The organism is Desulfovibrio psychrotolerans, assembly GCF_013340305.1.
In the GTDB taxonomy this organism is placed as follows: Bacteria; Desulfobacterota; Desulfovibrionia; order Desulfovibrionales; family Desulfovibrionaceae; genus Halodesulfovibrio; species Halodesulfovibrio psychrotolerans.
In genome coordinates this window covers 376,537-397,060 of the sequence record NZ_BLVP01000008.1, presented here as the reverse complement: position 1 = coordinate 397,060, position 20,524 = coordinate 376,537, and the positions used below count along the sequence as shown (strand labels likewise).

13 protein-coding genes are annotated in these 20,524 nt (G+C 59.8%); 6 read left to right on the top strand and 7 right to left on the bottom strand.

What is annotated here, in order from left to right:
• Position 1: 1 nt before the first annotated feature.
• Both HUV26_RS09490 and hydF read left to right on the top strand, forming a co-directional pair.
• Positions 2-1,252, top strand: a complete 1,251-nt coding sequence (locus tag HUV26_RS09490; protein WP_243451336.1) for a radical SAM protein — start codon at positions 2-4, stop codon at positions 1,250-1,252.
• A complete protein-coding gene (gene hydF, locus HUV26_RS09485) occupies positions 1,249-2,487 on the top strand; it encodes a [FeFe] hydrogenase H-cluster maturation GTPase HydF (protein ID WP_174409867.1) in 1,239 nt (412 codons plus the stop codon). Before HUV26_RS09490 ends, hydF begins: the two co-directional genes overlap by 4 nt.
• Before the next feature lie 159 nt (positions 2,488-2,646).
• On the opposite strand, the gene HUV26_RS09480 is transcribed toward hydF, so the two are convergent.
• A complete protein-coding gene (locus HUV26_RS09480; protein WP_174409866.1) occupies positions 2,647-6,249 on the bottom strand; it encodes a PAS domain S-box protein in 3,603 nt (1,200 codons plus the stop codon).
• 680 nt (positions 6,250-6,929) lie between these two features.
• On the opposite strand from HUV26_RS09480, the gene htpG reads away from it, so the two are divergent.
• Positions 6,930-8,819, top strand: coding sequence for a molecular chaperone HtpG (htpG, locus tag HUV26_RS09475; RefSeq protein ID WP_174409865.1), 1,890 nt, complete (start codon positions 6,930-6,932; stop codon positions 8,817-8,819).
• Between the two features lie 704 nt (positions 8,820-9,523).
• Here htpG and HUV26_RS09470 read toward each other — a convergent pair.
• The gene (locus HUV26_RS09470; RefSeq protein ID WP_243451335.1) at positions 9,524-11,110 is read right to left on the bottom strand and encodes a methyl-accepting chemotaxis protein; all 1,587 of its coding nucleotides are present in this window, start codon (positions 11,108-11,110) and stop codon (positions 9,524-9,526) included.
• Positions 11,111-11,463: 353 nt separating this feature from the next.
• Positions 11,464-11,700, bottom strand: a complete 237-nt coding sequence (locus HUV26_RS09465) for a hypothetical protein (RefSeq protein WP_174409864.1) — start codon at positions 11,698-11,700, stop codon at positions 11,464-11,466.
• A 704-nt stretch (positions 11,701-12,404) separates the two neighbouring features.
• Here HUV26_RS09465 and HUV26_RS09460 point away from each other — a divergent pair.
• The gene (locus HUV26_RS09460) at positions 12,405-12,752 is read left to right on the top strand and encodes a DVU0772 family protein (protein ID WP_174409863.1); all 348 of its coding nucleotides are present in this window, start codon (positions 12,405-12,407) and stop codon (positions 12,750-12,752) included.
• Positions 12,753-13,014: 262 nt separating this feature from the next.
• Here the strand turns inward: HUV26_RS09460 and recD2 are convergent, their stop codons facing one another.
• The 4 genes from recD2 to aroL form a co-directional block, all read right to left on the bottom strand.
• On the bottom strand, positions 13,015-15,261 hold the full coding sequence (gene recD2, locus HUV26_RS09455; RefSeq protein WP_174409862.1) for an SF1B family DNA helicase RecD2: 2,247 nt from the start codon (positions 15,259-15,261) through the stop codon (positions 13,015-13,017).
• Between the two features lie 24 nt (positions 15,262-15,285).
• On the bottom strand, positions 15,286-16,386 hold the full coding sequence (gene aroC, locus HUV26_RS09450; RefSeq protein ID WP_174409861.1) for a chorismate synthase: 1,101 nt from the start codon (positions 16,384-16,386) through the stop codon (positions 15,286-15,288).
• Positions 16,387-16,395: 9 nt separating this feature from the next.
• Complete coding sequence (locus HUV26_RS09445) at positions 16,396-16,818, bottom strand: universal stress protein (RefSeq protein ID WP_174409860.1); 423 nt, start codon at positions 16,816-16,818, stop codon at positions 16,396-16,398.
• Positions 16,819-16,893: 75 nt separating this feature from the next.
• Positions 16,894-17,445 carry a shikimate kinase AroL gene (gene aroL, locus HUV26_RS09440; protein ID WP_243451334.1) on the bottom strand — a complete coding sequence of 184 codons (552 nt, stop codon included), beginning with the start codon at positions 17,443-17,445 and terminating at the stop codon, positions 16,894-16,896.
• A 270-nt stretch (positions 17,446-17,715) separates the two neighbouring features.
• Between aroL and mltA the strand changes: the two genes are divergently transcribed.
• Together mltA and HUV26_RS09430 are read left to right on the top strand one after the other, a co-directional pair.
• Positions 17,716-18,915, top strand: a complete 1,200-nt coding sequence (gene mltA / locus HUV26_RS09435; protein WP_174409859.1) for a murein transglycosylase A — start codon at positions 17,716-17,718, stop codon at positions 18,913-18,915.
• A gap of 17 nt (positions 18,916-18,932) precedes the next feature.
• A complete protein-coding gene (locus HUV26_RS09430) occupies positions 18,933-20,468 on the top strand; it encodes a sensor histidine kinase (RefSeq protein ID WP_174409858.1) in 1,536 nt (511 codons plus the stop codon).
• The last annotated feature ends 56 nt before the right edge of the window (positions 20,469-20,524 follow it).

The following is a 20,524-nucleotide window of genomic DNA, read 5'->3' as shown; positions in this document are numbered from 1 at the left end:
TGTGAGTGACAACACGGCACTGACTGAACATGATATCGTGCATGCCCTGTGCGCACCGGATGCCGCATCGCTCTACAGTGCCGCACGCGCCCTTGCCGATGATGTTTTCGGGCGGCAGGTTTTTCTGCGCGGAGTGGTGGAGTTTGCCAACCATTGCAGACGCAACTGCCTGTATTGCGGACTGCGCGCCGCCAACACGGACGTTGAACGGTTCCGGCTGGATGATGAGGAAATCCTCCATGCCGTGTCCTTTGCCGCCGCACACGGCATGGGAACTGTCGTCCTGCAATCCGGTGAAGAGGCACAAGGCGATGTGCGGCGCGTGGGTGCGCTGGTGCGGGAAATCAAGCGACGCCACAATGTGGCCGTAACCCTGTCACTGGGCGACTATGCAGAGGACCACTACCGCTACTGGCGCGACTGCGGGGCAGACCGCTACCTGCTCAAGGTGGAAACCACAGACGATGCCCTGCACGCCCGCATGCGCCCCGGCACCACGGTAACGGAGCGGCTGGCACGGGTGGAGACACTCCAGCGACTCGGCTATGAAACCGGGTCCGGCGTTATTTCCGGGCTGCCGGGCATGACGCCGCGCATTCTGGCCCGCGATATTCTGCGCCTTTCCGCCATGGGGCTGGAGATGATCGCCGTAGGCCCCTTCATTCCGCATCCCGGCACACCGCTGGGCGCGGAACGGGCGGCAGTGGATATTGAACAGGCGCTGCGCGCCACTGCACTGCTCCGCCTGCTCAATCCCGGCGCGAATATTCCCGCCACCAGTGCGCTGGACAGCGCCTGCCCGCCGCAAGACTCCGGCACCCAATACCCTGTCAGTGATACTCGCCTCAATAATCAGGACAGCGCACACAGCCCGTACGGGAAGGGCGGAAGGGAGCAGGGGCTTGCTGCGGGAGCCAACGTGGTCATGCCTTCCGTAACGCCGGAACGCGTGCGCCGCAACTACGCCATCTATCCGGGCAAAAACACTGTGCAGTGTTCCGTTACGGAGGCGGTAAGACAATTGAAGCTGCGGCTGGAACATGCGGGATATCAACCGAGCGATGCCATAGGTGCCAGTCTTTCCGGCAGGTTCAGAGCTGCCGACCCTATGCAGGGCTGCAAAGCCGCACAGACCATACGGGCTGCCGCCACGCCCTCCGGCAATCCCTCCGGCCATTTCGCAGACAACGCGCATACGCACAGCACCACCCCCGTGCCCGGCACGGAACAGTTCAGCAAGGAGCCAGCATGACAGGCAAAGCACCGCGCGGCGTACGTATGGTCATAACGCTTGTGGGCCGCCGCAACGCCGGAAAATCTTCCCTTATCAACGCCCTGACAGGGCAGGACATTGCCATAGTCTCCGACCATCCCGGAACCACCACAGACCCCGTGGCCAAGCATTACGAACTGCTGCCCATAGGGCCCGTAACCTTCTATGACACAGCAGGTCTGGATGACACGGGCGAGTTGGGAGCCATGCGCATACACGCCACCCGCAAAGTGCTCTGCCGCACAGATTTAGCCCTGCTAGTGGCCGGAGAAACAGGGCTGGGCGATGCGGAACGCGACATACTCAAAGAACTGGCCGCGCTGGATATTCCCTTTGCGGTGGTCTTCAACAAGGCCGACATGACGTCGCCCCGCGATGAAGACATCCGGTTCTGCGCGGACAGCAATATACGGTACGTTTCCGTCAGCGCACGTCCCGGCGGGCAGAACGGCCCGGCGGGCGGCGCAGACGCTGTAAAGCAGTTGCTTCTCGCCGCCGCCCCGCCCGAGTATCTGGAGGAGCCGGCCTTGGTGGCCGATATGGTGCAGGCAGGCGACAGCGTTCTCTGCGTGGTGCCCATAGACCTTGCCGCTCCCAAGGGAAGGCTCATCCTGCCGCAGGTGCAGGTGCTGCGCGAGGTGCTGGACTGCGATGCCATGGCCACCGTGGTCAAGGAACGCGAACTGGAAGAGGCACTTCTTGCCATGCGGCGCGACCCCGCGCTGGTGGTCACGGACTCGCAGGCCATTCTCAAAGTGGCGGGTGATGTGCCGGACCATATACCCCTGACCACGTTTTCCACACTGTTTGCCCGGTACAAAGGCGATATAGCAGCGCTGGCGCACGGGGCACATGCCATAGACACCCTGCGGGACCATGACCGTATACTCATGTGCGAGGCGTGTTCTCACCATGCCGTTGCCGATGACATAGGCAGGGTAAAAATTCCGCGCTGGTTACGCCAGTATACGGGGAAAGAACTGGAATTCTCCTTCTACGCAGGGCACGATTTCCCGGACAATCTGGAAGGCTACGCCCTTGCCGTGCACTGCGGGGGATGCATGACCAACCGCGCGGAGATGCTGCGCCGCATCCGGGAATGCACGCGGCGCGGCGTGCCCATAACAAATTACGGCATTGCCATCTCCAAGGTGCAGGGGGTGCTGGAACGGGTACTGAGACCACTGGGAATCCACCCTCACGAGCGGGGCTGAAGCATCGGAATCCCCGCGCGTCCGCTATCCGACCTGATCGCTATCTGGCCTGTTCGCTATCTGGCCTGATCGCTATCTGGCCCATTCGCTATCCGGCCTGTTCCTTCCGCCGCCATATGGCCCGCCCTCCACAGGTGGGCGGCATGTTCCTTTGGCCTGCTATTCTCTTTGTGCCGCAGCGGGCTTGGGCACTACCGCCATAACGGTTTCGGAAAGTCTGTTCATGTCCAGCGGCTTGACCAGAAACGCATTCATGCCCACAGAGGCGCACATCTCGCGCGTCTCAGGCAGTGCCAGTGCCGTAAGCGCAATAATGGGCACACCGGACGCGGCATCGCCCGCCGTGCCGGAACGGATGGCGGCAGAGGCTTCCAGCCCGCCCATTTCAGGCATCTGCAAGTCCATTATCACGCAGTCAAAGCCCCCTGCGCGCATGTGGTCCACCGCCTCCCGGCCATTTTCCGCATACGCCACGTCACATCCGTGCAGTTCCAGCCAGTTGCCCACCACCATACGGTTAATGGTGTCGTCCTCCACCAGCAGAATGCGCAGGCCTGCCAGCGCGGAATTGGCAACACCAGTTTCCACCCGCGCGCCGGCGGGCGTTCCCGCGGCACCAGCTTCCCCGGCCTGCCCGTTCTCGGTCCGCCCCGCCGCGACAGCGGCATGCCTGTCCGCAGGCTCAGCATACGGCACAGCGGCAGCAAACCGGGCAACACTTGCAGCAACGGCCTTCACACTCTCTCCCGCAGTAACACCCGCACGGCCGGCAGAAGCCACGGCATCCAGTCCCTGAACATACAAATCCGGGGCGGATTGCGTAGCGCCCTCGGCAGACTGCGACATCCGCTGTACCGCCTGCGCCACCAGCGTACGCACCGGAACGCCGTCCCTTTCAGCAGGAATCCAGCGGAGCGGCAACCGCAGCACCACCTCGCCGCCCCCTTCCTCATCCCCGGACAGATCATGAACATACACGCTGCCGTGCACAGGCACCGCTAGCCGCCGCGCCTGTGCCGGGCCGTAACCGTAGGGCGGAATGACACAACCTTCACGGGATGAGAGAACCTGCTCCTCATCTCCTGCCAGAACAGATTCCGCCACCTCCGCAACTCCGGCAAGGGCAAGCCGGGCATCACGCATCCACGCCACAGCATCCGCTCCGGTCAGGGATACGGCAAATTCCACGGGCCGCACACCGGGTGCCACCTCCTCCGCTCCCTCGCGGGGACAACGCACCTGCAAGCGTACACGCCCGTTGCGGGCATACCGTACCGCATGCCCCACCAGAGCAAAAAGCATCTGCCGCAACCGGCCCACATCGCCCACCATCATCTGCGGGAAGACAGGCTCTATGCTTGCGCTCAGCAGACCTTTTTTATCCGAAATTTCGCAGTACAGGGCGTTCAGCACCGTTGCAATCTCGTCCTCCAGCACAAAGGGCCGCCGGACATGGCGCGCGCCGCCGCCATCGCTCTTTATTGCGTCATCATATCCGCCTTCCTGCCTGCTGCCCCACGTGCCTGCATGACTGTCAGCCTCCGCTCCCGCCATATCCAGCAGATCATCCAGAAAACGCAGCAGGCTGGTGCCTGTCTGCCGGGCCATGCGCACATAGCCGCGCTGTGTATCATCCAGCGGCGTTTCCTCCAGCAACTGCAGCATGCCGAATATGCCCTGCAACGGCGTGCGCAGTTCAGGGCTCATGTTTTCAAAAAACGCATTCCGGGCACGCAGGGCAGATTCGCTCGCCAGACGGGCCTCGTCCAGCCGTTCCCGCGTTTCACGTATGCCGGAAATATCCCTGATAACACACAGGGCGTACTGCCGGCCTCCCGCCATGAGCATCCGCGTGTGCACCTGCACATCCACTTCGCGTCCGTCCTTGCGGTGCAGCCGGGTCTCAAACAGTCCGTCCGTGCTGCCACGGCACCCTGTCCCCATAAGCGAGCAGTGTTCCGGGCACTCCATGTCGGCCACATTCATGGTGGCCAAATCCGTTGCCGTATACCCCAGCGATTCTGCCACAGCCTGATTGAATTCTTCTATACGTCCCGTGGAGACGTTAATCAGCAGAATCAGGTCGGAGGCGCGTTCAAAAATTTCGCGGTAACGCAGCTCACTTTCTCGCAACCGCAGTTCCGCCGCCTTGCGTTCGTGTATATCCGTCACATGCACCACAGCCCCGGTCAGGGAGCCGGACTCGCGCTGCACGGTAATGGCACTGCTTGCCCACACCGCCACCCCGCTCCGGTGACGAAACCGATGTTCGGTGCGCATCGCATCCGCATGTCCGGCAAGCACACCGTGCAGGGCCATGCGCAGGCTTCCGGCATCATCGGGCCAAAGAAAATCCGCAAACCCCCTGCCCGTAATCTCCGGGGCGGGGTGCCCGATAAAACGGACAAACGCAGGGTTAACCCCCACAATGCTCATGCTTGCGTTCAGCAGCAGAATGCTTTCGGGAGAGTTATCAAACAGCACGGCCAAACGGGCGCGCATGTCCTGCAATGCCATCTCGGCGGCATTGTGGCCGGTTATATCCCGTACCAGTACGGAAATGAACGTCCGCTTACGCAGCGCGGGAACCGGGGCCATGGTAATGCGGTAGAGCCTGCCGTTTCTCTCTTCCACCGAATCAACCGGCTCGCCCGTCTGCGCCACCCGCTCAAGGGCCAGCCTGCGCCGTTCATGATCACCGCCATCAAACACATGCTCCAGAGCCTGCCCCCCCCGCGCGCCACGCAAAACGGGAAACACCTCTGTCGCTGCGGCATTCCAAGCGACAGCAATGCCCGATTCGTCCATCAGCAGCGCGGCATCCCGCTGGCCGTTCAGGTAGGTGCGCAGCACGGCCAGCGTGCGGGCCGTTTTTCCCGCAGGCCGGGCGTGCCATGCCAGCAGCGATACCGCGCAGACAAAGGCCGCGAAAGAAAGCAGAGCATACGGAATATCAGGGGATGGCTTATCCCGTGCTGCATACCACCGCGAACGCATGGCCACATATTCCCGGCTACCCGCGAACAACCGCACCTGTTCATCCAGCCGGGCGAAGAGTTCGTCATTACCGGGAGCCACTGCCATGGCATAGGGCACATCCAGCAGGCGGTCATTGAGCATGGATATGCGCTGCCGCACAAGCATCTGATCCAGAAAGTACTCAATTGGAGCCTGCGGATGGATTATGGCATCTACCTGACCGGAAAGCAGCATGAACAGCAACTGTTCCACGCTTGCCGCCTCCCGCAGTGCAAGCCCCCGCAACGCACGCGCCACAGGATAGGCCACACCGGAAGGCACAACTCCCACCCTGTGACCGAGCAGGCTTTCCAGTGATTCAAACCCGGATGAGGCCCGTACGAACAGGCGTACCGTTACGGCATGCACGGGAGCAGTAAAGCGAACCTTGGCCTTGCGTGCCTCCGTAATGCCCGCCAGCGGCACAACGTGCACGCTGTTGCCGGCAACCGCCTCCAGAAGCGATTCCCAGTCCGCATAGCGGCGGTAGGTTACGGCATACCCGGCCCGCGCTGCAATGTGCTCCATGAATTCTATGCCGAAGCCTGCTGTGGTGTACGCGTCTTCGCTTATGTAGTCCGGGGGAGATGATTCCGGAACGCCCACAACAAGGGTCTGGGCGGCATACGCAGCGTGTGCGCCGAACAGCATGGGGAACCGGACAAGGTCCGAATCCCGCCCGCTAATTCGCGGAAAAACCAGTTCAACGCCCTGCGTCCCGGCCAACGCTCCGGCCTGATTCACAGCCCGACTTCCGGTCTGACATAGGGCCTGGCTTACGGCCAGACTCCCGCCCTGAGTATCGGCCCTATTTCCGGTCCGACTTCCGACCCGACTTCCGACCCTGCTTTCGGCCCGGCTCTCAGCCCGGCTTTCCACCCAGCTTTCGATCAGATTGTCGGCCACACTTCCGGTCTGATTTCCGGTCTGACTTCCGGCCATACTTCCGGTCTGAATTCCGGTCGCAAGGCCGCAGCCAGAAGACGTGCCGGAACCGGGTACTCCGGTCACCCCGGGCTCACCGGGCGCACCGGGCATTCCGGGCAGCAGGAGCAGCAGTGCAGCCACTACGGCAATAATCAGCGTCCGCAGGCTATTCCCTGCACGCATGTTCCCTCCTTCCGGGACAAACCCCTGAGACTTCGCCTTGCAGTATAGTCCTGTTATAGGATTCCGCACAGAGAAAATGGAATTATAACAAATTCCTCAGAGGCGTGAAACACCCCCTTGACCCCCGGATAATCTGTTTTATTTCTGCTGCGGTCGACCTGTCGGCCAACAGGCGCACAGCAACGCCCAGCAGGCGTTCGAAGGCGTACAAAAGCATCCGGCGATATCCTGTTGTCGTCCTGCCGTCGTCCTGTTTCGTCCAGTTGTCGTCCGGTCGCCTCCATTTTCATCCAACTGCCCAAGGAGACCTACGCATGTCGCAAACGTTTGAATTTAAAACAGAAGTGCGCAAGCTGCTGCACATCATCACCCATTCGCTCTACACTAACCGCGAAATTTTTCTGCGCGAACTCGTATCCAACGCCTCGGATGCACTGGATAAATTGCGTTTCGCACAGGCGAAGGGTGAATCTGTAAACGCCCCCGAACTGGAACTGGGCATAGACATCCGCATCAACAAAGACGCCAAGACCATCACCATCCGGGATACCGGCATAGGTATGACCCGCGATGAAATGGTGGACAACCTCGGCACCATTGCACGGTCCGGCTCCGAGCGGTTTCTCAAGGAGCTTGCGGAGAAGAACGAAGACCCCGGCAACATCATCGGACGGTTCGGGGTAGGCTTCTATTCCGTCTTCATGGTAGCGGATTCCGTGACCGTTGCGTCCCAAAGCGCCAAGCTTGGCGAGCAACCCTGCGTGTGGAAGTCTGACGGGCTGGGTTCTTTCGAAATCCTGCCCAGCGGAGAGGATGCACCCGCAAGGGGCACTGTTGTTACCATCAATGTTAAAGAAGACGCTGTAGAGTTTCTTGAGAAATTCCGTCTGCAGAGCGTGCTGAAGAAGCATTCCAGCTTTATTCCTTTTGCCATCCATCTGGAAGGCGAGCGGGTAAACACCACCCCTGCTCTGTGGCGCGAGCCCAAAAGCTCCGTCACCAAGGAACAATACAAGGAATTTTACACCCACCTCACCTTCGACGATGCGGAACCGATGGATACCCTGCACATTTCTGTAGACGCCCCTGTGCAGTTCAACTGCCTTGCCTTTATCCCCACCTTCGGACGGGATACCTTTAACTTTGACAGGGACCGTTACGGATTGGATCTGTATGTGCGGCGCGTGCTCATACAGCATGAAAACAAGGACCTTATCCCGGAGTACATCTCCTTCCTCAAGGGCGTGGTAGATACAGAAGACCTGCCTCTGAACATTTCACGCGAGACGTTGCAGGAAAACGCGCTCATCCGCAAAATTCAGCAAACCATAACCAAGCAGGTGCTGAGCCATCTGGAAAAGCTGGCGGCAAGCGATGCAGACGCATACAACAACTTCTGGAACACCCACGGCAAGGTGTTCCGGCTCGGGTACAGCGACTACGCCAACCGCGAAAAGTTCACCAGCCTGCTGCGCTTTAATTCCTCCATCCATGACGACAGGGGCATTCTCACATCCATTGACGCCTACATGGAGCGCGCCAAGCCGGAACAGAAAGCAGTGTATTATATCACCGCCCCCAGCCGGGAAGCAGCCAAGCTCAACCCGCATCTGGAAATCTTCACCCGCAAAGGGCTGGAGGTGCTCTTTCTGTACGAACCCATTGATGAGTTCGTCATGGACAACCTGCACAAGTACAAGGAATTCGAGTTTGTCGCAGCGGAAACGGTTAAACCCGAATCGCTGGATGCCTTCCCCGATGCGGAACAGGAACGCAAAACGGAAAACTTGTCTGAAGGCGATGCCAAGTCCTTTGAAGACCTGCTCGCAGCCATGCAGGATATTCTTGGAGACCGCGTGACCGAGGTGCGGGTTTCCAAACGGCTTACGGATTCCCCCGCCGTACTCGCCAGCCCGGACGGGGCAACATCATCCATGGACCGGCTGATGCGCATTATGAGCAAGGACGAATCCATTCCGCGCAAGATTCTGGAAGTGAACAGGGACCACCCCATTCTGCGCAACCTGTTGCGGGTGTTTAAGGCGGACGGCAAAGACCCGCTCATTGAAGCCACCGTGGTTCAGCTTTTCGAATCGTCTCTGCTGCTGGAAGGCTACCTGAAGGACCCCCACGAGCTCGTAGGGCGCATCAATTCCCTGCTGGAAAAGGCAGGAAGCTGGTACACTGAGATAAAGAAGCTGTAACCAGCCAAAAGAACAGACAAACCATACCCACAGAGAGCCGGACTCCGGGCGCAACCGTGCGCCGGGATCCGGCTCTTTCCGTCATGAAACAGCAGGAGACTCCCCGTGACAGCAACAACGCAACCGGAAAGGCAGATACACCGCTGGAAATGGCAGGGGAAAACACTGCGAAGAGGGAAACAGGCTGAGGCGTGGGGGAGAAGGATAGAACCGGAGGAGGGAACAGAACCCTCCGTCGGCGGGAACGCGCGACCATTCCCGCCGACGGTGATTCCACTCAGTGAATCCGCCACACGCCTCTCTTGCCGGTGAGATAGGCGGCATGCCGCCCGTGCGCATGGCAGAAAACAATATCTTTACACGCTGTAACGCACTTTCCGGCTTTTCGTCCAGCACAGGCCTGTTTGATCTGCTTGCTTGATCGGACGAACAAAATATCCTGCGCCGGAACACATGCATATCCATGTGATATTGCATGACAAAACAACAAGCACTATTCATAACCCGCTCGGGACAGGATTGGTCAAACCGCCTGAAGGCCGTCATTGGTCCAACCGTTCAAGGTATCCGGACAGGATGGGCTTTTGCAGAGCCTGAACTGTGCGGGCGGTATTCCCGCTCCCCAAAAGGAAAACGCCCGGACATACGCCGGGCGTCTGAAAAACACTGTTCGGTACCCACGGGAAAGACCCGCCGTAACGTGGCTATGAATCGCAGGAATCTGCCGCTTCGGCCTTCATCTCTGCAATAATGGCCTTAAGGTCAGAGGCCATACGTGCAAGCTCGCTCACCGCCACGGCAGATTCCTGCATGGCATGGGCATTTTCCGCAGCGGAGTTGGAAATATGTTCCGTGGCAACGGCAATTTCATCACTGGCGGCAGACTGCTGTTCCGCAGCCGCAGCAATGTCGCGCACGTGGTCCGCCGTCTGCTCCACCAGCCGCACAATGGCTTCGAGCACCTCGCCGGAGGTGGCGGCAAGGCGCGTGTTTTCGCTTATGGCTTTGGCGGCGTTTTCAGAAGACACCATGCTCTTCTGCGTACTCTGCTGAATGCTGCCTATGGCGTCGGTCACTTCCTTGGTGGCCTGCATGGTCTTTTCTGCCAGCTTGCGTACCTCGTCCGCCACCACGGCGAATCCGCGCCCGTATTCCCCTGCACGCGCGGCTTCAATGGCGGCATTAAGGGCGAGCAGGTTGGTCTGGTCCGCAATGTCGTTGATCACACTGACTACTGCCCCTATGTTCTCTGCCTGCACGCCAAGAGCGTTCATATCATCCTTCAGTTTCACGGCGTCATCGTACACCTTGTCGATAAGCCTGCGGGACTCGTTGACCACGGCGGCTCCTTCCTGCGCCTTGGACTTGGCATTTTCTGCCAGTTCCGCCGCATTGCCAGCACTTTTGGCCACCTCTATGACGGTGGAGTTCATCTGCTCCATGGAATGTGAAACTTCCTGTGTACGCGCCTGCTGCTCGCCAATGGATACGGAAGACTGCTCCACCTGCGCGGAAAGCTCCTCAGCAGCGGAGGCAAGGCCGTTGGAAATATCTGTTGCCCGGTCTGCGGACCGGATAATGAGCTCATTGTGTGCGCACAGTTCTTCTTCCTTGCGCTTCAGTTCCGTCATATCCAGATAGAGGCAGAAACCACCGATGCAGGTTCCACTCATATCGTACAGAGGGTAAACATTGGCGAGCACGTGACGTTCTCCGCCCTTGTGCCCCTTTATGGTTACCTGCAGATTCTGGAACACTTTGCCATTTTCGATGGACTGCCCCACGGCGGTCTTACGCGTTGGATCATTATAAAAAATCTCGGCAAGGGTGCGCCCGAATTGCTTTTCCGGCGGGGTGTCTATCTCCAGCATGTCCATACATGCCTGATTGGTATAAAGGGCGCGTTCCTTTGTATCAACCAGCAGGAACGGCGTGGGCAGCCCCTCGATAATCCCCTTTTTCAGGCCCATCTCACGGCGGAATGCCGTTGCCAGACCTTCCAGCGAAGAAATAAGCCCTTCATCCCCCACGTTATGTGCGGCAGCATCCATCACGGCGGCGACCTGCCCATCCGCCAAAGCAGCGGCATAGCCTCGGACCCCCTGCAATCCTGAAGCAACGCTGCGGATGAAGAAAAAAGCCGCCCCCAAGCACAGCACGGAAACACCCGCAACAACACCGAGCCAGAGCCCCATGGTCTGCGGTTGCGCAATGGCGATGGCAACAGCCAGCAGAAGCACAGCACACGCGCCGGAAATCAGAAGGGTCGTTGCCTTTTGCACAGTTGTCATGAAAAACCTCTTTGCTCAGTTGTGTGCACCTGTCACGCTACGTCGTCTGCACTACCGCATTACACATGTATACCGCAATCATGCGTTTTGCGTCCAGTGGATGCAGGCACTATTCCAGAAGATACGCACGGGCATGAGCTATGCCTGCATAAAGCTTATATCGCCAGAATCTGCATGTTCCATAGGCATTAGCAAAGAGAAAATGCCAGAACGTACCTGATGCAGATTGCATTCCGGCAGAGGACAAGAAAACGACGGACAGTTTGCCGGAACGCAAAAAGGAAAGCCCGCCGCTGCGGGGGCAGCGGCGGGCACCAACCATGCTTCAACGTCATAACCGCGTGGAACAGACTCTAGCCCAAAGTCTTTTCCGCGATCATGCGAAATTGCTTTAACCCATTCGGATCATTCTTGAATTCACCAGAAGGGCACTTGGCGCACTTTTCACCGTACCGACGGTACATGGTGGCAGCCTTGCCGTGTGAGATGTTCTTTCCCTTGCCGGTTACCACATTTCCGGCAGAAGTGAATTCCAATCCCATGCTCTTCGCCACTTCAAAAAATCTGGCAGCAAATTCTTCCGGCTTCATCGGGAACCTCCGTAAGATCAAAGGGGTTCAAGCAATTCAGCATGATGGCCGCCCTGCCAAGGGCGGTACGTACTCGTTGCCCCGAAACCTCTCCGAAACCAGTCCGACCCACCGAGCGGGAAACGGAAAGGACCGAGGACTTCTCCAGCAAAGTCATAAAGGCATAATCATATACATACGTCAAGCATAGAGAAATAGGTTGAACATTCAATTCAGCCTTTTGTCCTGACCTGATGTTTGGCATACGCAGCGATATTTCAATGTTGGCAGTCGGTTCAAAAAAGGCAGGGCTTTTGTGACCTGTATCACACCATAATGGCGAAGTATGGGGCATACTCTTTTCATGGAAAGAAAAACAGACACAAATTCAGCATATTATGGGCATGGGACAAGAAATCGGACAAAATCCTTCCGATTTATGTTGACCAGTTAACAATAATTGCTACTATTAAGTCATACGAGCGGCAACGCTCTCTCCTTCACGACACTGCACAGGCGCGCGGAATCACCGGCGAAATCTGTTGGCAGGATGACAGACCGGCGGCACGTGCGTCCTACCTCCTTCACAAGGTATGCACCGTCTCCAGCCGGGGCGGGGGTGGCAGCCCGCCCCGGCACATGGACGAAAATGGAAGATAGTGGAAGAAATGTGGACGGGAGAGAGAATACGGATGACGATTTTTCAGCGCCCCACGGAGGACACCATGAGTGAACTGGCACGCTTCGGCAATCTTGACATTGATTGGAACCTTAGCCCCGAACATGCGGTAACCATGTACCTTGAATGGGGCAATAACGATTGGCATGCGGAGTATCCCCCGGTCCGCTCCAAGGCGGATTTTTCCACCTACTTTGTGGTGGACACATGGGGAGAACGCCCTGTGGTGCGCCTTATCCGCCGCAACTCGGAAGGGGCTGACGAACTGGCGACCATTCCCCTGCCTAACCGTCTGGCGAACAGGTTCATTGCCGAATACGGCGACCTGAGGGGCATTATGGAACCCACCCGTGAGATTAAGGACTGGCTCAAGGCTGAGTTGGGACACGATTAACGGAAGAGGCGTTGTGCCGGAAACAATGTTCCCGGATATGGCACGCATATGAGACCGCACTGGGCGTCGGAACCGGAAAGACCGGGACCGGCGCCCTTTTTCATGCACTCTGCATATTGCCATGTCCGCCGTTGTTCCGGGATGGATGTCATTCCTGTCCGACGTTATTCCGGGGCAGGTATCCTTCCTGCCCGGCGTTATTCCGGGGCAGATGTCATCCCTGTTTGGCGCGGGATTTGGGCGGCGGCAGGGCGGCTTGCGGTTATCCCAGCCGCCGCGCGAGGCGTTCTGCCAGCAGGGTGTGGCGTTTCTGCATTCTGTTGTTCTTTACCGCCATGGAAAGTGCCTTGGGTGCGCCCACCAGAATGACCAGACGCTTGCCGCGCGTGATGGCGGTGTAGATGAGGTTGCGCTGCAGCAGCACGTAGTGCTGGGTGAGCACGGGGATGACCACGGCGGGGTATTCCGACCCCTGCGACTTGTGGATGGAAATGGCGTAGGCGGGAACCAGTTCATCCAGTTCGTTGAAGGCATAGATGACATTGCGCTCGTCATCGAACCGAACGGTCAGTTCCTTTTCTTTTTCGTTTATGACGCATATGCGGCCTATATCGCCGTTGAACACGTCCTTGTCGTAGTTATTGCGAATTTGCATGACCTTGTCGTCAAGGCGGTATTCGCGTTCGCCCCGCCGGATGAGGCGGCTGCCGGGGTTGAGTGCCTTCTGCAGCAGCACGTTCAGGTTTGCCGCACCGGCAGACCCCTTGTGCATGGGGGTGAGAACCTGAATATCGTTGAAGCGGTCCAGCCCGAAACGGCGCGGGATATGGTTCCTGACCAAGTCCACGATCATGGCGGCACAGCGGTCCGGGTCTTCCTGCCGGATGAAGTAAAAATCGGAAAGCTGGTCCTTGCCCGACTCCAGGTACGGCACCTCGCCGCAGTTTATCTTATGGGCGTTGGTGATGATCTCCGATTCCTGCGCCTGCCGGAACACCTCGGTCAGTTCCACCACATCCACCACGCCGGAGGTGATGACATCGCGCAGCACGTTGCCCGGTCCCACGGAGGGCAACTGGTGCACATCGCCCACGAAAATGACCGTGGCTCCCAGCGGCACCGCCTTGAGCAAATGGAACATGAGCATGGTGTCCATCATGGACGCCTCATCCACCACCAGCAGTCCGCAGGCAAGGGGGTTATCCTCGTTGCGCTGGAACCCGTCTTCCCTCGGCGAGTATTCCAGCAGGCGGTGGATGGTGCGGGCTTCCTCGCCCGAGGTCTCGAACATGCGCTTGGCGGCTCTTCCTGTGGGCGCGCACAGCAGCACCTTGGCCTTGAGCGACCGGAAAACCTTGATGATGGCGTTGGTTATGGTGGTCTTGCCCGTGCCGGGACCGCCGGTAAGCACCATGACCTTGGCGCGGGCGGCAGTGCGCACGGCCTCTACCTGCGCCTCTGCAAGGTGCATATCCATATCCGCCACCACGCGGTCCACCACGGTGTCGGGGTCGGGGATGTTCACGGATTTGGGCGACCCCAGAATCCGGCGCAGGTAGGTGGAGATGCCTGACTCATAGGCATGGAAACGCGAGAGGTAGACGGCCTCGCTGCCGTCCGGCAGGGGTTCCAGCACCACGCGTTCTTCAAGGCGCAGGGTGCGGATGGCCTCTTCCACCAGATCGTAGGAAATATCCAGATCGGAAGCGGCCTTGGCCACCAGATGCTCGAATGGGTAGTAGACGTGCCCGTCGTCGGTTATCTTTTTCAGGGTATAGAGCACCCCGGCCTCCGCCCGCAGGGGGGATTCGCTCTCAAAGCCCAGCTTGCGGGCCACGGCGTCTGCCGTGAGAAAGCCTATGCCGTGGATATCCATGGCCAGCCGGTAGGGATTTTCCTGCACCACGGTCAGGGCATGCTTGCCGTAAAAGCGGTAGATGCGCACAGCGTAGGAGGTGGAAACCCCGTGGGGTTGCAGGAACATGATGAGGTCGCGTATGCCGCGGTGCTCGCTCCAGCCTTCGCGCACGGCCTCCGCTGTCTTTCTGCCTATGCCCTCTACCGTGAGCAGACGTTCCGGCTCGTTATCCAGCACGCGGAAGGTGTCTTCGCCGAAGGCGGCCACAATGCGTTCCGCCGTCTTTGGCCCCACGCCGTGAATGAGGCCCGACCCCAGATAGTGGCGGATGCCCTCTACCTGCGCGGGCAGCACGGTCTGATGGCGGCGCATCTGCAACTGCCTGCCGAAACGGGGATTATCTGTCCATTCGCCCCATATTTCCAGTGCTATACCCGGTTGAGGCTCCGCCATGTGCCCCACCACGGGCACGGTATCGCCCTTTTTGGTGCGCACGCTGAACACCGTGTAGCCGTTTTCCGCATTGTGGAAGACGACACGCTCCAAGGTGCCCTGCACGGCGACGAGGTTTTCGCCATCTGCCCCGTCCTCTGACGAAGCTGTGGACGAAGCGGTGGACGAGCCGGAGGCGGAAAGAGGATGTTGCTGCATGCGCCTCATGTACAGGCTGCGGCCCTACAGGTCAAATTCGTCCAGTTCCATCAGCCCGGAAAGGGGCGACAGGGACTGCCGGGACTGCAACAGCACCATATCCGCCAGTACAAGGCAGACCATGGACGCAAGGACCGGCACCACGCGCGGGATGGCGCATATGTCGTGCCTGCCGCCGATGCGCAGGGTGCGTTCCTCGCCGTGCCGGGTGGTTGTGGTCTGCGCTTTGGCAATGGAGGGAATGGGTTTTATGGCGGCACGCGCGATGACCGGCATACCGTTGGAAATGCCGCCCAGAATGCCGCCCGACCGGTTGGAGGCAAACGTGTTGCCGCGCATGGGGTCGTTCTGCTCGCTGCCGCGCATACGCGCCGCCCCGAAGCCGCTGCCTATCTCCACGCCCTTAACCGCGCCCACGCTCATGAGTGCGTAGGCAAGCTGCGCGTCCAGCTTGTCGAACACCGGCTCCCCGAGACCGGCAGGCACGCCCAGCGCCTCCACCTGCACGATGCCACCCAGTGTGTCGCCATCTGCCTTCACATCACGCACAAGGCTTTCCCAGCCTGCCACCACATCCGGGTCCGGCGAGAAGAAAGGTCTGCCGGAAGCACCTTCCGGGTCGGTGACATCTGCCGGGATTCCGCCCAGCTCCACGGTGTAGGCACGCACGGTTATGCCCTGCGAGGCCAGAAACTGACGGGCTATGGCCCCGCCCGCCACGCGGCTCACCGTCTCCCTTCCGGAGGAACGTCCGCCGCCCCGGTAGTCGCGGATGCCGAACTTGCGGTCGAAGGTATAGTCCGCGTGTCCGGGACGCCACACGTCCATTATATCCCCGTAGTCGCGGGAACGCTGGTCGGTGTTTTCCACATAAAAGCCAATGGGAGTGCCCGTGGTTCTGCCCTCGAACACACCGGAGAGAATGCGCACCCTATCCGCCTCGCTGCGGGCGGTGGTGGCTATGCCGCCCTGTCCGGGCCTTCTCATATCCAGTTCGCGCTGGATATCCTCTTCCCCCAATTCCACGCCGGAGGGACACCCGTCCACCACGCCGCCCAGACCGGGCCCGTGTGATTCGCCAAAGGTGGTCAGCCGGAATACCCTGCCAAACGTGCTGCCGCTCATACCCTACTCCTATCTGACCACGGTGACGGGACAGGCTGCAATTTGCAGAACGCGGTGCGTGGTGCTGCCCACCAGCAGTCCTTCCAGATCGGAATGCCCGCGGGACCCCATGATGATGAGGTCGCATTTCTCAAAGTCGGCCAGTTGCACGATGGCATCTTCCACCGGCCCTTCCATGATGCGGTCCGTGAACGCCACGCCCGCGCCGCGAAGGAGTATCCGGTATGGCTCCAGCAGTTCGTTGGAGCGGTTCTGAAGCCCTATCTTGGCCTGCTCATACGCATCCGGCCCCAGCATGGGCGGAACCTGCATGCGGCAGTTGAGCAGCAACAGCTCCGCCCCCACCAGCTTGGCAAAATCCACCGCGTACCGGGCCGCCTTGGTGGAATGCTCCGACCCGTCAACGGGAACCAGTATTTTCCGAATCTGCATACGAATGCTCCTTGCGCCCTGCCCGGACGCCGGGATTAACAGACCGCCTGCGAAAAAATTCCACCCGCCATGTAACTACGTATCTGACCGGAGTTCAAGAGCTTGCAGCACATCCTGCACGATTTCCTGCACGGGGCATTCGGCCTGCGCCACATGGCGGGCCACCGCGCGGTACAAAGGCTCGCGTTCCGCGAGCACTGCCGCCACCTCTTCCGCCACACCCCGGCAGGTGAGTGACGGACGCTGCTCACACTGCGGGTCGGCGCACAGACGCGCCGCCAGCACCTGCGGGGCAGCCATGAGCAGCACCACCCAGCCGGTACGGGCCATGCATTCCCTGTTCTCCTGCCGCAGCACCATGCCGCCGCCCGTGGCGATGACCAAGGCATCTTCCCCGCTTACAGCGCGCAAAGCGGCGCTTTCCATGTCGCGGAAGGCCTCCCAGCCGCCACGGGACACGATGTCGGCCACGGAGCAACCCGCCCCGCGCACCACAAGTTCATCCGTATCTGCAAAGCGCCAGCCAAGGCTTTGCGCCAGCGCCCTGCCCACCGTGCTTTTTCCGCTGGCACGGGGTCCCACGAGATATATCCGCCGCACCTGCATGCGCCCGCTCCCTTGAATCATCCTGATGAACTCCGATGCCGTTTGCCGGACCGTGGCCCGATTGCGGGCGACACTCGGCCTCAACAAGGTCTGAATGTGGCCTGCCTCTGGCCTGAATGTCGCCGAAGCTTTCTGGCCGGGGCCGCTTCTCATTCGCTCCGGAAAACTGCACGGAACACGAAGCCCGCAAAGTACGCCCATAGCGCGCCGGACGCAACCGCCACCTGCACCCTTTTGCCCCGGGAACTTTGGTGATATGGAAGGACAAACACTCTCCCAAGGAGCCTGACCATGCCCATTTCCGGCAGCACGCAGCGCCGCCGACCGATCGTTCTGCTGGCCCTGCTGTGCCTTCTCGCCGCAGCCTGTGCCAAGCGGCCCGTAACAGAGTTCGCAGAAGTGCCGGGAAAAACGGCGCGCACCGTGGCCCAACAGATTGACCTGAACAGGCAGGGGCTGGGATCGTGGACGGAACTGGCTCCTTCGCTTGAGCATTCGCTTGCCTACCTGAGCCGGAAGCCTTCTGAAGAACCGGCCCTGCAACGTGAGCACCTGACCGTTACATGGGGCGAGCTGCGGGCCGGACTGCTGCTGCTGCGCAACCTGCTGCCCCGTCTGGACGCCGAGCCTGATCTGCTTGCGGAGCATTTCCGCTTTGTGCAGGTAACGCAGAACCCCGTGTTCACCGGATATTATGAGCCTGCCATTGAGGCGGACATTGCCCCTTCCAGCGTCTATGCCTACCCCATCTACGCCCAGCCGGATGACCTGCAATCCGTGGATCTCAGCCCGTTTCATCCCCGTTTCAAGGGAGAACGCCTGTTCTACCGCCTGGAGGACGGCAAGGTGGTGCCCTACCACACACGGGAGGATATAGACACCCACAACCGGCTCTCCGGGCGGGGGCTGGAGATAGCGTGGGCCAAAGACCCCGTGGATATCTTCTTTTTGCAGGTACAGGGTTCCGGCAGGCTCATTCTGCCGGACGGCACAGAAAAACATGTGCTTTACGCGGGCAAGAACGGGCACCAGTACGTCTCGCTGGGCCGGGTGATGCGCGACATGGGCCTGCTGCAGCCTGACGGGGTAAGCATGCAGTCCATACGCGCGTATCTTGAGCGCCATCCGCAGAGAACCAAGGAACTGCTGGCCACCAACCCCAGTTATGTCTTCCTCCGCCTTTCGGACAAAGGCCCGTTCGGAGCCATGAACCAGCCCCTCACGCCCCGCGTTTCGCTGGCTACGGACCCGAAGCTTCTGCCCCTGGGCGGGCTGCTGGTCTTTTCCGTTCCCCTGCCGGAACAGGGGCCGCGCGGTGAGTTCCGGCACGGCCCCGTGCTGACGGGGCTGGGACTTGCGCAGGATACGGGCGGCGCCATCAAGGGCCACAGGCTGGACTTTTTCAGCGGATACGGTGAAGAAGCCACATGGATTGCCGGACACATGAACACCCCCGGCAACGTGTGGATTCTGCTGCCGAAAACCGAATAGCCCGCAGGACGCGAACCATGCACACGGCACCCAAGGCGACCATTCTTGCGCTGGACGACGACCCCGTCATCCGCCGCACCATGGCTGCGTATCTGGAAGATGAAGGGTATGCCGTGCGCGAAGCGGCGAGCGGCAGAACGGGACTGGAGATGTTCCGGCAGGGCGGGATTGAAATAGTTCTGCTGGACTGGCGGCTCCCGGACATGCCCGGAAGCGAGGTGCTGGGGCGCATTTTTGAAGAGGCACCCACCACGCCTGTTATCGTGGTTTCCGGCACGGATAAGGTGGAGCACGTGGTGGAGGCTCTGCAACGGGGCGCATGGGACTTTTTGATGAAACCGCTGCGCGACCTCCTCACGCTGGAGGCATCCATTCAGAAGTGCCTTGTGCGGGCCGACCTTTTGCGCAAGGAGGGGCTGCACCGGGAGCATCTGGAAGAGCAGATACGCAGGCGCACCGAAGACCTGGAACAGACCAACGCCTTGCTCCGCCGCCAGATTGCGGAACGCATAGAATTTGAAAAGGCACTGGCGGACAGTGAGGAGCGTTTCCGGCAGTTGGTGGAGAACGTTCGCGAGGCGTTTTTCATACGCGACATGAACACCGGCTCCATCCTGTACGTAAGCCCCGCGTATGCCGAGATTTGGGGGCGTTCATGCGCATCGCTCTATGCCGCTCCGGAAAGCCTGTTCACCACCGTGCACGCCGAGGACCAGCCTGAGTTGCTGCAGGCGTGGAACCTGCTGGAAAAGGGCAACCGGCCCATGGATGAGGAGTACCGCATCATCCGCCCGGACAACACCATACGCTGGATTCGCGGACGCGCCTTTCCTGTGGAAGACGAAACAGGCACCCCCTACCGCATAGTGGGCATTGCGGACGATATAACCCGCCGCAAGCTGGCGGAAGAAAGTATCAAACGCTCGCTGCACGAGAAGGAAATTCTGCTCAAGGAGGTGCACCACCGCGTGAAGAACAACCTCCAGCTGGTTTCCAGTCTGCTGAACTTGCAGGCTTCTTACATCCGAACGCCGGAGGACAAGGAGCTGTTTCTGGAATCGCAGAACCGCATCCACTCCATGACGCTGGTACACGAAGAACTTTACCGCTCGGACGACCTCTCGTGCGTGGAGTTCAGCGATTACCTGCCCAAGCTTACCCAGAAACTCATTGCCGCGCTGGCGGTGGACAAGGATATACGGCTGGTTACGGACATTCAGCCCATATTTTTTCCCGTGGACACGGCCATTCCCTGCGGGCTTATCATCAACGAGCTGTTTTCCAATGCCTTAAAACACGCCTTCCGCAACCGGGAAGAGGGCATGGTGCGTCTTTCCGTCAAGCGCGACAAAGAGCATATCCGCATTGTGATGCAGGACAACGGCATAGGTTTTCCGCTGGATTACGACCCCGCCACCGCGCGCACGCTGGGCATGCAGCTTGTGCATTCGCTGGTGGACCAGTTGGGGGCGGTGCTTGAAATAGAGGTGAATAGGGGCACCACGTTCACCATAAGCTTTCACGCACCGGACAGGTGCACGCTGACCCGCTGACCCCGTACCCGCTGCCCCCCGCTGATGTCTCCCGATGTCTCCCGATGTCTCGCAGG

Bases quoted from the DNA above. Each gene is read 5' to 3' on its own strand.
- HUV26_RS09470 (WP_243451335.1), bottom strand. From the start codon at position 11,110: ATGACAACTGTGCAAAAGGCAACGACCCTTCTGATTTCCGGCGCGTGT.
- HUV26_RS09430 (WP_174409858.1), top strand. From the start codon at position 18,933: ATGCACACGGCACCCAAGGCGACCATTCTTGCGCTGGACGACGACCCC.
- hydF (WP_174409867.1), top strand. From the start codon at position 1,249: ATGACAGGCAAAGCACCGCGCGGCGTACGTATGGTCATAACGCTTGTG.
- recD2 (WP_174409862.1), bottom strand. From the start codon at position 15,261: ATGCAGCAACATCCTCTTTCCGCCTCCGGCTCGTCCACCGCTTCGTCC.
- aroC (WP_174409861.1), bottom strand. From the start codon at position 16,386: ATGAGCGGCAGCACGTTTGGCAGGGTATTCCGGCTGACCACCTTTGGC.
- htpG (WP_174409865.1), top strand. From the start codon at position 6,930: ATGTCGCAAACGTTTGAATTTAAAACAGAAGTGCGCAAGCTGCTGCAC.
- HUV26_RS09460 (WP_174409863.1), top strand. From the start codon at position 12,405: ATGAGTGAACTGGCACGCTTCGGCAATCTTGACATTGATTGGAACCTT.
- HUV26_RS09465 (WP_174409864.1), bottom strand. From the start codon at position 11,700: ATGAAGCCGGAAGAATTTGCTGCCAGATTTTTTGAAGTGGCGAAGAGC.
- mltA (WP_174409859.1), top strand. From the start codon at position 17,716: ATGCCCATTTCCGGCAGCACGCAGCGCCGCCGACCGATCGTTCTGCTG.
- aroL (WP_243451334.1), bottom strand. From the start codon at position 17,445: ATGATTCAAGGGAGCGGGCGCATGCAGGTGCGGCGGATATATCTCGTG.
- HUV26_RS09445 (WP_174409860.1), bottom strand. From the start codon at position 16,818: ATGCAGATTCGGAAAATACTGGTTCCCGTTGACGGGTCGGAGCATTCC.